At 65.2% G+C, this 14,860-nt stretch carries 14 protein-coding genes, 1 tRNA gene and 1 pseudogene; 3 read left to right on the plus strand and 13 right to left on the minus strand.

Annotation, left to right across the window (positions count from 1 at the left end; genetic code table 11):
* The first annotated feature begins 153 nt into the window (after positions 1-153).
* Together dapD and G5B40_RS01080 are read left to right on the plus strand one after the other, a co-directional pair.
* Complete coding sequence (gene dapD / locus G5B40_RS01075) at positions 154-981, plus strand: 2,3,4,5-tetrahydropyridine-2,6-dicarboxylate N-succinyltransferase (protein ID WP_165093963.1); 828 nt, start codon at positions 154-156, stop codon at positions 979-981.
* A gap of 895 nt (positions 982-1,876) precedes the next feature.
* The gene (locus tag G5B40_RS01080) at positions 1,877-2,716 is read left to right on the plus strand and encodes an IclR family transcriptional regulator (RefSeq protein ID WP_165093966.1); all 840 of its coding nucleotides are present in this window, start codon (positions 1,877-1,879) and stop codon (positions 2,714-2,716) included.
* A gap of 21 nt (positions 2,717-2,737) precedes the next feature.
* On the opposite strand, the gene G5B40_RS01085 is transcribed toward G5B40_RS01080, so the two are convergent.
* The 8 genes and pseudogenes from G5B40_RS01085 to purL form a co-directional block, all read right to left on the minus strand.
* Positions 2,738-4,030, minus strand: coding sequence for a TRAP transporter large permease (locus G5B40_RS01085; protein ID WP_165093968.1), 1,293 nt, complete (start codon positions 4,028-4,030; stop codon positions 2,738-2,740).
* A 107-nt stretch (positions 4,031-4,137) separates the two neighbouring features.
* A pseudogene (locus G5B40_RS01090) lies at positions 4,138-4,971 on the minus strand (IS5 family transposase).
* A gap of 54 nt (positions 4,972-5,025) precedes the next feature.
* A complete protein-coding gene (locus G5B40_RS01095) occupies positions 5,026-5,256 on the minus strand; it encodes a Panacea domain-containing protein (protein ID WP_165093971.1) in 231 nt (76 codons plus the stop codon).
* The gene (locus G5B40_RS01100) at positions 5,256-5,474 is read right to left on the minus strand and encodes an RNA-binding protein (RefSeq protein WP_165093974.1); all 219 of its coding nucleotides are present in this window, start codon (positions 5,472-5,474) and stop codon (positions 5,256-5,258) included. The genes G5B40_RS01095 and G5B40_RS01100 overlap by 1 nt, the downstream gene beginning before the upstream one ends.
* An 896-nt stretch (positions 5,475-6,370) precedes the next feature.
* Positions 6,371-6,444 (minus strand) — tRNA-Gln (locus tag G5B40_RS01105).
* 55 nt (positions 6,445-6,499) lie between these two features.
* Positions 6,500-6,895, minus strand: a complete 396-nt coding sequence (gene grxD / locus G5B40_RS01110; protein ID WP_165093976.1) for a Grx4 family monothiol glutaredoxin — start codon at positions 6,893-6,895, stop codon at positions 6,500-6,502.
* 10 nt (positions 6,896-6,905) lie between these two features.
* Positions 6,906-7,139: a BolA/IbaG family iron-sulfur metabolism protein gene (locus G5B40_RS01115; RefSeq protein ID WP_165093979.1), complete on the minus strand. Its 234-nt coding sequence runs from the start codon at positions 7,137-7,139 to the stop codon at positions 6,906-6,908.
* 88 nt (positions 7,140-7,227) lie between these two features.
* Positions 7,228-9,408 carry a phosphoribosylformylglycinamidine synthase subunit PurL gene (purL, locus tag G5B40_RS01120; protein ID WP_165093982.1) on the minus strand — a complete coding sequence of 727 codons (2,181 nt, stop codon included), beginning with the start codon at positions 9,406-9,408 and terminating at the stop codon, positions 7,228-7,230.
* Between the two features lie 112 nt (positions 9,409-9,520).
* On the opposite strand from purL, the gene G5B40_RS01125 reads away from it, so the two are divergent.
* Positions 9,521-10,414, plus strand: coding sequence for a DMT family transporter (locus G5B40_RS01125; protein WP_165093985.1), 894 nt, complete (start codon positions 9,521-9,523; stop codon positions 10,412-10,414).
* 74 nt (positions 10,415-10,488) lie between these two features.
* Here the strand turns inward: G5B40_RS01125 and G5B40_RS01130 are convergent, their stop codons facing one another.
* The 5 genes from G5B40_RS01130 to tmk are packed head-to-tail and all read right to left on the minus strand — an operon-like array spanning position 10,489 to position 14,859.
* Entirely contained in the window at positions 10,489-11,436 is a 948-nt protein-coding gene (locus G5B40_RS01130; RefSeq protein WP_165093988.1) for an AEC family transporter, read from the minus strand.
* 27 nt (positions 11,437-11,463) lie between these two features.
* A complete protein-coding gene (locus G5B40_RS01135) occupies positions 11,464-12,261 on the minus strand; it encodes an MBL fold metallo-hydrolase (RefSeq protein ID WP_165103096.1) in 798 nt (265 codons plus the stop codon).
* Entirely contained in the window at positions 12,261-13,067 is an 807-nt protein-coding gene (locus tag G5B40_RS01140) for a TatD family hydrolase (protein WP_165093991.1), read from the minus strand. The genes G5B40_RS01135 and G5B40_RS01140 overlap by 1 nt, the downstream gene beginning before the upstream one ends.
* Before the next feature lie 29 nt (positions 13,068-13,096).
* A complete protein-coding gene (locus tag G5B40_RS01145; protein ID WP_165093993.1) occupies positions 13,097-14,227 on the minus strand; it encodes a DNA polymerase III subunit delta' in 1,131 nt (376 codons plus the stop codon).
* The gene (tmk, locus tag G5B40_RS01150) at positions 14,227-14,859 is read right to left on the minus strand and encodes a dTMP kinase (protein WP_165093996.1); all 633 of its coding nucleotides are present in this window, start codon (positions 14,857-14,859) and stop codon (positions 14,227-14,229) included. The genes G5B40_RS01145 and tmk overlap by 1 nt, the downstream gene beginning before the upstream one ends.
* Position 14,860 lies beyond the last annotated feature (1 nt).

A 14,860-nucleotide genomic window follows, 5' to 3' on the forward strand; every position in this document is an offset into this window, starting at 1 on the left:
GCGGTTGTCTGGCGTCGTCACGGTGTCATGCCCCTTGAAGGCCCATTTTGCTGCCCCGGGGCGGCGTCGATTGCGCGGGGCTCGACGCCATCGTATAGGCTCGCCCTGACCGGGAACAGACCCCCCCGCCGACAGTCGCAAAGGAGCGCCCCGATGAGCAACGCCGCGTTGGAGAAAGCGATCGAGACCGCATGGGAGGAGCGCGATGCGATCACCCCCGCGACGACCGGCGAGATACGCGAAGCGGTCGAGGCCGCGTTGGACGCGATGGAGGAAGGCGCGCTCCGCGTCGCCGAGCGGGGCGCGGATGGTGTCTGGAAAGTGAACCAGTGGGCGAAAAAGGCGGTGCTGCTTTCCTTTCGGCTCAACGACATGGCGCCGATCGCAGGCGGCCCCGGCGACGCGACGTGGTGGGACAAAGTGCCCTCCAAGTTCGACGGCTGGGGAGAGAACCAGTGGCGCGCGGCGGGCTTTCGCGCGGTGCCGAACTGCATCGTCAGGCGTTCCGCCTATATCGCGAAAGGGGTCGTGCTGATGCCCTCCTTCGTCAATCTCGGGGCCCATGTGGGCGAGGGGACGATGGTGGACACATGGGCCACGGTCGGCTCATGCGCCCAGATCGGCAGGAACGTGCACCTTTCCGGCGGCGTCGGCATCGGCGGCGTTCTGGAGCCAATGCAGGCTGGCCCGACGATCATCGAGGACGACTGCTTCATCGGCGCGCGTTCCGAAGTGGTCGAAGGCTGTATCGTTCGCGAGGGCTCGGTCCTCGGCATGGGGGTCTATATCGGCCAGTCGACCAAGATCGTCGACCGGGAGACTGGCGAGGTCATGTATGGCGAGGTGCCGGCCGGCTCCGTCGTCGTCTCAGGCTCGCTGCCTTCGAAGAACGGCGTAAGCCTTTACTGCGCGGTGATCGTCAAGCGGGTTGACGCGCAAACCCGCGCCAAGACGTCTGTCAACGAACTCTTGCGCGACTGAATATCGACAATCTCGGCAACGGCGGGCGAACGGGCGAGACCACGGCGATCGCCGTCAGCCTGCTCGCCGGCCGAGGTGGTCGATCCGGAGCCGCCGGATGAGTCACCGCCCGGCAATCATCTGTTTGCGGGGTGCTGCGGCGTTGCGAATAGCTGTCGCCAAAGAATTCCTCCCGGCCCGCGCTCTTGCGACCGTTGCGGCCCTGCGTCCCGCGCGGGAAAACGCGCCGGGGTCATTCTAGCTGGCGGTTTCCGGCGTAGCGAGAACCCATCTTGCGGGTGATGTGTAGTGGCTGGAGGTTCTGGATTAGAAGTAGGGCCGACGGAGCAAGGGTCCGCTCGGCCAAGGCGCAGCCATTCCCGATGTTACGCAGACTCAATACGTCAGAGACGACGACAGCCGCACTTAGTGAGCAGACCGAGAACACGGCTGAACACTTCAAGGCGTATTCCGTCACTCGATCTTCGGCTGACGATCGTTTTCCGCCGGTGATCGGATCCAGCTTGCGGAGCAAGCCCGCCAACCGCCCCGGAATTTCTGGTCACGACGATCATCCAAGCGGCGGTCCTTGGGCGAAAGTCATCCGGACGGATTGGCAAGTCATCGAGGTGAAGAAGGAACGCCTCGACGGCCCGCAGAGAGGCGTGTGGTTTGGGCGCGCCAAGAGACAATTGGCGGCTGGCTTCCTCTGCTCTTCGCTACGTCTGCGCGCGAGTCCTGACCAACCCGGTCAGGGCGCGCCCCTGTCGACGATAGAATCTTCAGACCTCAGGTTGCAGCGCCAGATGCCTCCGCAGCGCCTTGTGGATCGCCTCGCCATCATTATCCCCATACCCCGCTCGCGTCAGCGGGAACGAGTATGTTACATCGTTTCAGCAAGGCGTGACGAATTCGGATGGATGCAAGGTTGTCGAAGAACTCAAACGTGGTGACGGCGATCCAGCGCGAAACGGGAGCTGCGCGTTCTTCACTCAAGAGTGGCCTCGATGTCCTGCAGCTGTTGAGCCAGCGCCAAGATCTGACACTCACGGAAATATCGATTGCGCTGGGCAAATCCAAATCGGGCATGCACTCGATTTTGAACACGCTGCGGGAGCGCAGTTTCATCGAGAGGATCTCCAGCGGCGAATACCGCCTCGGCCCGCGCGCCTGGGAACTTGGCCGCGCGAGTTATTCGTTCGAGATCGACGAACTGGCCCGGCCGTTTCTCGCGCGGCTTGAGGAGCGAACAAGCGAAGGCGTGATCCACGGCGTGCTGGATGGTTTCGATGTGCTCTATCTCAGCATATTGCCGGGCAAGCAGGCCGTTCGGCTGAACGTGGAGGTGGCCGAGCGAATTCCGGCCAACATGACGTCAACGGGCATCTGCCTGCTTGCGGCGCTGCCGGACGAGGAGATCAGCAGACTGCTGCCCGAGATGTTCGAAAAGAGCACCGAGTTCAGCGTCTCCAACCCGAAGGCGCTGTGGCGGGAGATCGAGGCGGCCCGCGTCAAGGGGTACTCCATCATGAAACGGGGCTGGCACGTCGACGTAGGCGGCATGGCGAAGTGCGTGATGGACGAGCACGGCAAGGCCGTCTCGGCGATCTGCGTTTCGGCGCCACTCTATCGCGTCGACCAGAACTGGTATGACACTGTTCTCAAAGAGATCGAGTTCGCCGTTCGTTGCATCGAGGACCGCATGAACGACGGACGTCGCGACCGTGCGTCCGGCGGCTTCGGGCACAGGCGCTGAACCTCGCCGATCCGCGCCCGCTCACCTAGACAACAGCTCCGGCAGCCCGACGCTTAGGATCGGGAACAGGATCAGGATCAGCACGACCGCGCACAGCAAGGCGATAAAGGGAAGCACCGCAAGCGAGATCGCTTCAAGGGATACCTTGGCGATAGGCGCCGCCACGAACAGATTGGCGCCCAGCGGTGGAGTCAGGAAGCCGATCTCCGAGGTGATGACCAGCAAGATGCCGAACAGGATCGGATCGATGCCGACCGACACGCAGACCGGCAGCAGGATCGGCGTCAGCAGCACGATTGTCGCGAGCGTCTCCATGAATGTGCCGATGATGATCAGTCCGACGGCGATGATGATCATCACCACATAGACGTTGTCGGTATGCGAAAGGACGGCCTCCGACAGCATCTGCGGGATCTGGTACTGCGTCAGCAGCCGGCCGAAGGCGCCGGCCACGCCAACGATGATCGTCACGGTTCCACCGACCATGACCGACTTTACAAAGGCATCGACGAACTTCCTGAAGTTCAGTTCGCGGTACATGAAGAAGCCGACGACGAGCGCGTAATTGACCGCGATGATCGAGGCCTCGGTCGGTGTGAAAACGCCGCCGTAGATGCCGCCGAGCACGATGACCGGCGCCATCAGCGCCCAGCATCCGTTCCAGAACGCCCGTGCGATCTCGCGCGAGGAGGCCCGCTCGGTCCGCGCGGTATAGCCGTATCGACGGCATATCCACCAACTCGCGACGATCAGCACGAGGCGGGTCAACAATCCCGGCGCAACGCCGGCAATGAACATCTGTGTGACGGAAACATTGCCTACCACGGCGTAGATGATCATCGGCGTACTGGGCGGGATCATGATGCCGAGCGTGCCGCCGGTCGATGCTACGGCGCCTGCGAAGGGCGCCGGATAGCCACTTCGGATCATTGCCGGGATCATGATAGTGCCGATGGCCGCGACCGTGGCCGGCCCGGCACCCGACATTGCGGCGAAAAACATGCAGGAGACGATCGTCACCGCCGCGAACCCGCCAGTGACATGGCCAACCAGCGCCGACGCCATATCGGTCAGTTTGCATGAGACCCCACCGTATTCCATCAGATATCCGACAAGCACGAAGAACGGCACCGCTATCAGTGGAAACTGGTCAGTGGCGTGGTAGATCGTCTGCGGCAGGAACACTCCGGGAATGCCGGCGGCCAGGATCAGGCAGAGCGCGGCCGCGCCCAGCGCATGCGCGATCGGCACGCCGAGCGGGATCAGCAGTGTGAAAACACCGAAGAGGATGAGGGAAACCTGCACTGGATCCATGGCGTATTCCCCTCAATCCGTCGCCCAGCCCAGTCTTCGCAGTGCGATCCGCAGCCCCCTGAAGCGCGATGCTGACGGGCACGCTTAGAGCCTGGCTCGAAACTCGGTCAAACATAACAATACCTTGCGAGGCGTCTGGTGAGCAGTCGGATATGCGCGACGTTCGCCCACGCCTCGGACGAGGCGATGGATCGCTCCCAGTCCTTGGCGAGACGGCGGCATCTTCCAAGCCATGCGAAGGTGCGCTCGACAACCCATCGCCTTGGAATGATCTCGAACCCTTCGGCGCGATCAGATCGCTTGATGATCTCGATGCGCCAGTCGCCGAACCCGGTCAGGGCGCGGCGCAGTTTCTTCCCGGCATAGCCGCCGTCTGCGAAGACGTGGCGCAGCCACGGTCAGCGTCTGCGGATGGACGCCAGCACGAGCGGGGCGCCGTCGCGGTCCTGCACGCCGGCGCCGTGAACGACCAGGCCAACCATCAGCCCAATCGTATCGACCACCATGTGGCGCTTGCGGCCCCTGATCTTTTTCCCAGCGTCGTAGCCGCAAACCCCTCCCGCCTCTGTGGTTTTCACGCTCTGACTGTCGATCACGCCTGCGGTCGGAGACGCCTCGCGCCCCTCCAGCTCCCGTGACACCATCACCAGCGCATTGTTGAGTGCGGGCCAGAAGCCTTCGTCCCGCCAGCGGTAGAAGTAACGCTGCACGGTCGAAACAGGCGGAAACTCCGTCGGTAGATAGCGCCAAGGGCAGCCGGTCGAGGCGATGTAAAGGATCGCGTTCATCACCTCCCGCAGATCGGTCGTGCGCGGGCGGCCCAGACCGCGTCGATCAGGCATGTAGGCGGCGATCACCTCCCATTCCCGATCCGTCAGGTCGCTTGCATAGCGCGCTGACCGTCGCGCATATTCCGCGCGGGCGATATCATCCCAGGGCATCGGGCCTCCGTCAGTCGTTGCAAACCGACGTGAATCACAACCCTCTGATATCGCTCAACTCATTTCGGGGCGGGCTCTTAGGTCTTGATAGAGCGTCGAGAAAACTGGTCCGAACTTCCAAACCTGCGGGCACTCGTTGAGGATGGGGGTATCACGAGCCAAAGAAAACCCATGCGCAAAGTGAACGAGCTTTTGCGCCTTCATGTGCTCTATTGGTTTCCCTTCCGCGATCCCGAGCGCAATAAATTCATTAGCAACAGCCAAAGGTGAGTAAGCGTTAGCCATCACCCCCACCTCGCGCTTGCAGCCTTGCGCGCGATTTCGCTGCGCTGCTCGGCTGACAGGCTCTCCGCACGCGCTTTCCCGCCCGCCAAGCCGCTCTTGCGGCGTCCCGGCGCGGCCAGCGTCGTATCCTCGATTTCTCCGGTTGCGATCTTGGCAATCAAAACTGCATTGCCGATCACATCCGCCGGGCGCTTCTGGCCCTGTGGTCCTTTCGGCATGGTTTTCTCCCGTCTCGGCTTCCTGGCAACCGCCACCCCCATCGGGTGAGCGGAAACTACCATGCATCGCCGTTCTTATATATGAGATAATTCTCGAAAATGAGGATTCCAAGGCAGCGCGGCAAACTGATGCGGATGTTCGCGCGCGCGTGAGCGCAGGGAAATCTACCCTAATCATGGTCGTTCCCCGGCCGATTTTTCAAACTGAGACACCACCGCCCTTCTTCCCATGTTGACGCGCCGGGAACAGCAGCGGCCGCCAGAGCCAGGGTCTCTAGCAAACTCTCTCAATAGCGGCGCCTCAACTCAGATATTCTGGGTGGAATTCCGTCGCGTCGGAAGCACTGCCGTTCCTGCGCGCGCGGGAGCCGAGACGGTCAGTTGGGCGCGATGCCCGGCGGGTCCGGACCTGTCTCGGCGGGAGGTGCGGAACTAGTCCGCGCCAAAGACCGGATGCGTGGGTGCTCACAGCAAAGAGTATCCGCAACAAGATTGCCGCCTCGAAATGGAAGGGGAGGCGGATAGGGGGGAGCGCGCCCTTCGGTCACGACGTGAGGGAGAGATCGCTCACGATCAACGCATCCGAGGCGGCAACGGTGAGCGCTCTATTCGAGTTCCTTGAGGCGCGAAGGGTTCTCGCGGGCCGGTATCCTGCAACTCGTCGATCTGGATTTCTTGTCGCCGGTGCTTGTCGAGGCAATAGTCGAAGGCCGACAGCCTCCGAGTCTTACCTCTTCGCATCAGGCGAAGATCGAAGCTCCCGCCGAGTGGAGCCGCCAGGCGACGCTGCTCGCCGATACAACATAAGATCCAACGCCCGCCGATTCCGCAAACGTCAGTCCCGAAAACCGGCTTTGGAGACCGGCAGATGAAAGTCACCGTTTGTCGGGAGCGGTTGGCTGGGGAACCTGGATTCGAACCAGGACTAACGGAGTCAGAGTCCGTGGGTCTACCGTTAACCTATTCCCCAGTAGCCGCAGTCGGTCGAATAGTCGCCGGGGCGGCGGCTGTCAACATCCGGGCGGTCAGCTGTTAGTTTCGCGGATCTTCTCCGCCGCCTCTGCGTTGAAGACGACGCCGCCGTCGCGGAAGGTCTGGTCGAGTTCGCCGGAGAGCACCATCTCGGTGATGATGTCGCAGCCGCCGACGAATTCGCCCTTCACATAGAGTTGCGGAATCGTCGGCCAGTCCGAGAATGACTTGACGCCGTTCCGGATGGCCTCGTCCGCGAGGACATTCACGTCCTTGAACGGCACCTCCATGTAGTTCAGGATCGAGGCGACACGGCTGGAGAAGCCGCATTGCGGCATGGTCTTCGTGCCCTTCATGAAGAGCACCACGTCATTCGCCTGAATCTCCGCACGGATCGCGTCATGCGCGGGGTCGGTCGCCGTCTGGGCTGTTGTATCAGTCTCGGTCATCAATCAATCCTCAATCCGGCGCCCGCGTCGTCAGCGCGAGCGCGTGAAGTTCACCGCCCATGCGGCCCTTCAGCGCGGCGTAGACCATCTGGTGCTGCTGCACCCGGTTCTTGCCGCGAAATTCCTCCGCAGTGACGGTCGCTGCATAGTGGTCGCCGTCACCCGCGAGATCGGTGATCTCAACTTCCGCGGTGGGAAAGGCGCCGAGAATCAGCTTCTCGATCACCGTCGCTTCCATCGCCATCGCGGCACGCCCCTTCAGCCCTGTTTCAGATTCCGATGTAGTCTGGAACCGGCGCACGTGCAAGACGGGGCCGGCGCGGGCGGGAGGATCAGCCCATCATCCGCGGCAGCGCCCCCTCATGCGCGGCGCGGGCTTCCGCGAGCGCGACGGCGCGGTCGCCGATGACGATCCGGTCGCCTTCGACCTTGCCGACATGGCGCGCGGGGACGCCGGAATCGGCCGCCGTGTCAAGGAGCGCCTCCAGGCTGTCGCGGCCGCAGGCGAGAAGGTAGCGCGCCTGATCTTCGCCGAAGAACCATTCATGCAGCGGCGTCTCGGGATCCGAGAGAAGCTTGACGCCGACATCGCCCGCAAGCGCCATCTCGGCGGCCGCGACGCCGAGCCCGCCATCGGAAAGGTCGTGCACGGCGGAGATCAGTCCCTTCGCTTTCATCGTCCGCACGAATTCCCCTGCGCGGCGCTCGGCGTCGAGATCGACCGGCGGCGCATCGCCTTCATCGCGGCCGAAAAGCTCGACGAGATACGCTGACTGGCCCATCCAGCCCGTCGTCTCGCCGATCAGCACCAGCATGTCGCCGGCCCGGGGCGCGATGCCGATCATCTGGTCGAGATCGTCGAGAAGTCCGACGGCGCCGATCGTCGGGGTCGGCAGGATAGCGACGCCGTCGGTTTCGTTGTAGAGTGAGACATTGCCGGAGACGATCGGCATTCCAAGCGCGGCGCAGGCTTCGCCGATTCCCTTCACGCAGCCGACGAACTGGCCCATGATTTCCGGCTTCTCGGGGTTTCCGAAATTCAGGTTGTCGGTCGTCGCCAATGGCCTGGCGCCGGTGGCGCAGAGATTTCGATATGCCTCGGCGACCGCCTGCCTGCCGCCCATGCGGGGGTTGGCGCGGCAATAGCGCGGCGTCACGTCGGAGGTGAAAGCCAACGCTTTCGAGGTTCCGTGCACCCGGATCACCGCCGCGTCCGCGCCCGGGCCGACGACCGTGTCGGCCATCACGCTGTTGTCATACTGCTCCCAGACCCAGCGGCGCGAGCCGAGGTTGGGCGCGCCGAGAAGAGCAAGAAGGGCGTGGTCCATGTCCATCGCCGGAATCGGACCCAGCGAGGCGGGGGCGGGGGGCTCCACCCAGGGCCGGTCGTATTCGGGCGCGGAGCCGGAGAGGGTCTTGAGCGGCAGGTCGACCTTCACGTCGCCGCCATGGAGGACCAGAAAGCGATCCTCGGTGATGGTTTCGCCGACTATGGCGAAATCCAGATCCCATTTCTCGAAGACGGCGCGGGCCGCGTCCTCCTTTTCCGGGCGGAGCACCATCAGCATCCGCTCCTGGCTCTCGGAAAGCATCATCTCATAGGCGGTCATCCCGCGCTCGCGCACCGGCACGAGGTCGAGGTCGAGCCTGACGCCGAGCCCGCCCTTGTCGCCCATCTCGACGGCGGAGCAGGTCAGACCGGCGGCGCCCATGTCCTGGATCGAGATCACCGCGCCGGTCGCCATGAGTTCCAGCGTCGCCTCCATCAGGCGCTTTTCGGTGAACGGGTCGCCGACCTGCACGGTCGGGCGCTTCTCCTCTATCGTGTCGTCGAACTCGGCCGAGGCCATCGTCGCCCCGCCGACCCCGTCGCGGCCCGTCTTGGCGCCGAGATAGACCACCGGCATGCCGACGCCCGAGGCGGCGGAATAGAAGAGCGCATCGGTCCGGGCGATGCCGGCGGCGAAGGCGTTGACGAGGCAGTTTCCGTCATAGGCGGCGTGAAAGCGTAACTCGCCGCCAATCGTCGGTACGCCGAAGCAATTTCCGTAGCCTCCGATCCCGGCGACCACGCCGGCGACGAGGCTTTTGGTCTTCGGATGCTCGGGCCGTCCGAAGGAGAGCGCGTTCATCGCCGCAACCGGCCGCGCGCCCATGGTGAAGACGTCGCGAAGAATGCCGCCGACCCCGGTCGCCGCGCCCTGATAGGGCTCGATATAGGAGGGGTGGTTGTGGCTCTCCATCTTGAAGACCACGGCGTCGCCATCGCCGATATCCACGATCCCTGCGTTTTCGCCCGGACCGCAGATTACCTGCGGTCCGGTGGTCGGGAGAGTGCGCAGCCATTTCTTCGATGATTTGTAGGAGCAATGCTCGTTCCACATCGCCGAGAAGACGCCGAGCTCGGTGTAGCTGGGCGTTCGGCCGCATATTTCCAGGATGCGGGCGTATTCGTCCGGATTCAGGCCATGGGCGGCGGCGAGGGCTTCGTCGACGTTGGGCTCTCGGTTCATCTTGGTCCTCATGCAGGCGATGGGGCCTCTTAGCCGGTTCGGCGCGGGTGGGAAAGCGACCTTGCGCCGCGTCGCAGCGAGGCGCATGAGTGGCGCCGGAAGTGGAGGACGAATGACGGCGGTGACGGATCGGGGCGAACCTTCGCTGACGCTTGGCTATATTGGAATCCTGCTCGCGGTGGCGATCTGGGCCGGCTGGATCGTTTCGACGCGGGATTCTGTGCTCATGGAGCACACGCCGTTCGATATCGCGGTGGTGCGCTATGTCGCGCCGGCGCTGCTTCTGTCGCCCTACTGGATCCGGAAAGGCGTCTTCCCGAAGGGAGAAAGCCCACTTCTGCTCGTCATCATGACCGTCGGTTGGGGCGGCCCGTTCGTCATGCTGATCGCCCAGGGGATGAAGACTGTCGAGGCGTCGCTTTTCGGGCCGCTGGTGCCCGGGCTCCTGCCGATGGTGGTCGCGGTCTGGGGCGTCGCTGTGGAGGGAGAGAGACTCCGGCCGGGTCGTCTTCTCGGGCTTTGCTTCATCGCCATGGCGGTGGCGCTCATCCTGGGCCCGGCGCTGGCGGGCGCCGACAACGGCGTTCTGATCGGCGCGCCCTGGCTGCTGCTGGCCTGTATCGGCTGGTCCTCCTTCACCATCGCATTCCGGCATACAGGGCTTTCGGGGGCCGAGTCTGCGGCCTATGTCTGTCTCTATTCCTCTCCGTTCCTGATCGCTGCGGCGATGGTGTTCGGGACCGACCTCTTCGATTATCCGCCGATCGAAGTCGGCTATCTCATACTGGTGCAAGGTGTGCTTTCGGGCGCGCTGTCGGTCGCCTGTTTCGGCTATGCGGTAAAGACGCTTGGTCTCGGCCGGGCCTCGGCGTTCACCTCCCTGGTGCCGGTGCTGGCGGCGATCGGCGGCTGGCTGATGCTGGGTGAGACGGTCGGCCTTGCGGGCTGGGCCGCCTCCGCCGCCGCATGCATCGGCGTTCTCCTGGTGAACCGCTACGCCGTCTGAAAGGAGCGCGCCCTCCTCGAAACCCATCCGGGGTCGCCTCCTCGGGCGATCGGTTCACCAGGGTGTGAAAGACTTCAACCCATCGTCGCGCCGCCCAGCACCCAAAGCCAGCCGGCGGCGGTGGCGACTGAAAGCGCGGTGGCGATGATCACGGTCGCCGCCACCTCGCCGGTCGCACGGTCATACATCGAAGCGAAGACGTAGGCGTTCACCCCGGGCGCCATCGCCGCCATCACCGTCGCGGAGCGGACATAGCCGGGCTCGAGCGCGAAGACATGATGGGTCAGCGCGAAGGCGATGGCGGGGTGGACCAGGGTCGAGACGAAGGCGATCGAGAACGCCTCGCCCAGCGTCGCGCGGATCCGGTAGCGGCTGAGGACGCCGCCGAGGCCGAATAGCGCGGCGGGGAGCGCGGCGCGGGAAATCATGTCCGCCGCCGCCGCGACCGGCAGCGGGAGCGACAGGCCGGAAAGATTGTAGGCGAGGCCGGCTGCGGAGGCCATGGAGATGGCGTTACGGAACATCGCCTTCAGCGTCACCCGCACGGTGTCGCCGGCGCTGCGCCCATCGGCGCGGGCGATCTCCATCGCCGTGATGCCGATCATGTAGCAGACGGGGGCGTGAAGCGAGATCAGCGCGTAATTCGGCGCGAGGGACTCAGGCCCGAAGGCGCGCTCCATGATTGGCAGGCCGAGCAGCACCGAGTTCGAGAAAAGCGCGCCGAAGCCGATCGCGACGCTCTCTCCGGGGCGGCGATGAAAGCCCTTCCGGGCGATGAGATAGCCGAGCGCGAAGCAGAAGATCGCGCCGGAATAGAAGCTGAAGATCAGCCGCGCGTCGAACGAGGCGCCGAGATCGAGCCGATAGAGCGCCATGAAGAGGAGGCAGGGGATCGCAACATTCTGCGTGAAGCCCATCAAGAAATAGACGCCATCATCGGCGAAATAGCGGAACTTCACCGCCGCGTAGCCGGCGCCGACGATCAAGAAGACCGGCAGGACGGTGTTGAATATGCTCAACATTGGCGGTTCCGCGCCGGCGTCCGGCGCTCAGACAGGGAAATCAAGGCGCATGCCGTCAAATGCGGGTGCGACATGATCGGGGAGTTCGCGCCTGAGCGTTTCGTAATCGAGGTCGATATGCATGTTGGTGATCACCGCGGAGGGAACGCCCGAGCGCTCGATCCATTCCAGCGACTGCGCAAGATGGGTATGCGTGGGGTGCGGATCGTAGCGCAGCGCGTCGAGCACCCAGCAGTCGGCGCCCGCGATCGCCGTCCAGGCTTGGTCGGTCATGCTGAGCACGTCTGGGAGATAGGCGAGCGGGCCGATCCGGAAGCCGAGCGAGTCGATAGAGCCATGGCTGACCTCGAAAGGCCGCGCCTCCACCACGCCGCCGGCGCCTGTCACGTCCACCGAGCCCTTCAGCGGCCTGAGATCGAGGATCGGCGGATAGGGACTGCCTTCCGGCTGCGCGAAGGCGTAGCCGAACCGTGAGAGCAGCGCGTTCGAGGTCTTGCCATCGGCCCATACCGGCAGGCGCTTCTTCTGATTGAATACGATCATGCGCAGATCGTCCAGCCCGTGAACATGGTCGGCGTGCTCATGGGTGTAGAGGACGCCGTCGAGATCGCCGACTCCGGCGTCGAGGAGTTGTTGGCGCAGATCCGGCGAGGTGTCGATCAGGACGCGGGTGACGCCCCCTTCCTCGATCCGCTCGACCAGCATTGAGCAGCGCCGGCGGGCGTTCTTCGGGTTCTCAGGGTCGCAGTTTCCCCAGCGACCGCCAAGGCGCGGCACGCCGCCGGAGGAGCCGCAGCCGAGTATGGTGAAGCGGAGCGTCGCCATCAGACCGCCCGTGCTTTCGACCATTCGGCCGCCTTGGCGAAGAGCCGGTCGAAATTCGCCGTGGTGGCGGCGGCGAATTCGGCGAGCGGCAGGTCCTTCACCTCGGCCCCGACGGCGGCGGTGAGCGCGGTGTACGCCGGCTCGCAGCGTTTGCCGCGATGCGGCGGCGGCGCGAGATAGGGGGAATCGGTCTCCACAAGGATCCGGTCGAGCGGCGTGGCGGCGAATATCTCGCGGACAGCGGCGGCGTTCCTGAAGGTCGCGACACCTGACATCGAGAGGTAGAAACCGCAGTCGAGCGCCGCCCTGGCCAGCGCCGGGCCGGAGGAAAAACAGTGCATGACGCAGGAATAGGCCCCCGCCGCATGTTCCTCGGTCAGGATGCGCGCCATGTCTTCATCCGCATCGCGGGCATGGATGATCAGCGGCAGGCCGGTGCGGCGCGCGGCTTCGATATGGACATGCAGGCTCGCCGCCTGCGCTGCGGCGCTCTCCTTCTCATAGTGATAGTCGAGCCCGGTCTCTCCGATCCCGACCATTTTCGGGTGGCGGGCGAGCGCGGTGAGCTGCTCGACCGTGGCGGCGTCCTCCTTCGCCACGCTCATCGGGTGGACGCCGGCGGCGTAAAAGACGCCTTCATGGGCTTCGGCGATGGCGCGGACGGCGGGTTCGTTCCGCAGGCGCGTGCAGATCGTGACCATGCGCCGCACCCCCGCGGCGCCGGCGCGCGCGATCACGTCGTCGAGTTCCCCGATCAGATCAGGAAAGTCGAGATGGCAATGGCTGTCCACCAGTTCGGGCGGCATGGGAACGCTCCGTGCGCGGTCAATCTTGGTCAAACGGGGCGCGCGCGGATCTTTCTTGCGGCGGCGTCGAACGCGAAGAAGATATCGAGCATGACCATCGCAGGGTCAAGGTTGACCGCCAGCGCGCGCGCGGCCTTAATCTGAATCTCTGCGGCAAGATCGGCCCAGACCCGGGCCGCCGCCTCATCCGGCGCGAGTTGCGTCAGAATTTCAGCTTCGCCCTCCACCGCCTCGGCCCCGCGCCGTCCTGCGCCGGCGCGCGCCAGCCGGGCGAGAAGGATGTCGATGAGACGGAGGGTCAGGTCATATGTTTCGGCGGCGCCGCGTCCGGCGCAGGAATCGGCGAGTGCGATCATCTCGCGCCGGTCCATGCCGGGCGCGCCCTCCGCGAGCCGAAGAAGCCGCCGGTAGAGTTTTGGCCCGCCGAGCGCGACGAGCCGCGCGGCCTCGCCCGCCGCGCCGCCGGCGAGAATCGCGAGCGAGTCGAGATCACCCTCCGTCTCCACGCCTGCCTCGCGGAGCGCGGCGTCGAGATCGGTTGGGCCGAGCGGGCCAAGTTTCAGCACCCGGCAGCGCGAGCGGATGGTCGGCAGCAGGCGCGCCGGGGCGTGGCTGACGAGAAGGAGGAGCGCGCGCGGCGGCGGTTCCTCCAGCAGCTTCAGGATCGCGTTGGCGGCGGCGGCGTTCATCTCCTCCGCCGGATCTATGACGGCTACGCGCCACCCGCCATCCGCGGCGGAAAGTTGAAAAAAGCTCTTCATCCGCCTGACATCGTCGACGCGGATCTGCGTGCTGAGCTTGCCGGTCTTCGCATCGGGCGTGCGGCGGAGTGTGAAGAGGCCGGGCTCCGAACCGGCCGCGACGCGCCGGGCGACCGGGTGGTCTGGGGTGAGCGCGAGCGTTGTGGGCGGTTCGGGCGCGTCGAAGAGCCCGCCGCCATCCGCTTGCGCCAGCCGGGTCCGGGCGATGCGATAGGCCAGCGTGGCCTTGCCGACCCCGCGCGGCCCGGTCAGGAGCCAGGCGTGGTGAAGCCGACCCGCGCCCCACGCGTTCAGGAAGTCCGCTTCCGCGGCGTGCTGGCCGTAGAGCGCCTGCGTCTCACGCGGGTGCGGCAGGTCGCCGACGCGATCCGGCTCAGGCGGTGGCGCGTCCTCCGCCATCAGCGGAGGGCTTTCTCGACCACGGCCCAGACCCGGCTGGCGACCGCATCCTCGTCGCCGGCGGCGTCGATCAGCTTGCATCGCTCCGGCTCGGCGGCGGCGATCTCGTGGAATGTCTGGCGGAGCCGCGTCTGGAAACCGGCGCCGAGTCTTTCGAATCGCGCTTCGTCGGTCGTGCGCGCGACGCCGCGAGCGTGGGCGGCGGCCGGATCCATGTCGATGATCAGCGTGAGCCGGGGGTCGAGGCCGATCGTCCGCTCCTGGAGCAGGTCGATCAGCGCCCGCGCGGCGCCCGCCGCGTCCGGCCGCGCGGCGGCCTGATAGGCGCGGGTGGAATCGGTGAAGCGGTCGGAGATCACTGTCGCGCCGCGCGCGAGCGCCGGAAGGATCGTCCGCTCCAGATGGTCGCGGCGCGCGGCGAAGAAGAGCAGCGTCTCCGTCACCGGCGACCAGCGTGCGGGGTCGCCGGTGAGGAGGAGTCGGCGGATCTCCTCCGCCCCCGGCGCGCCGCCCGGTTCGCGCGTCAGCACGACCTCATGGCCGGCGCGCCGCAGGCGTGCGGCGAGGCGCCGGGCCTGCGTGCTCTTGCCGGCGCCGTCGACGCCTTCGAAGGTCAGAAAGAATCCGGTCACG

The sequence above is a fragment of the Pikeienuella piscinae genome (assembly GCF_011044155.1).
Lineage (GTDB): Bacteria > Pseudomonadota > Alphaproteobacteria > Rhodobacterales > Rhodobacteraceae > Pikeienuella > Pikeienuella piscinae.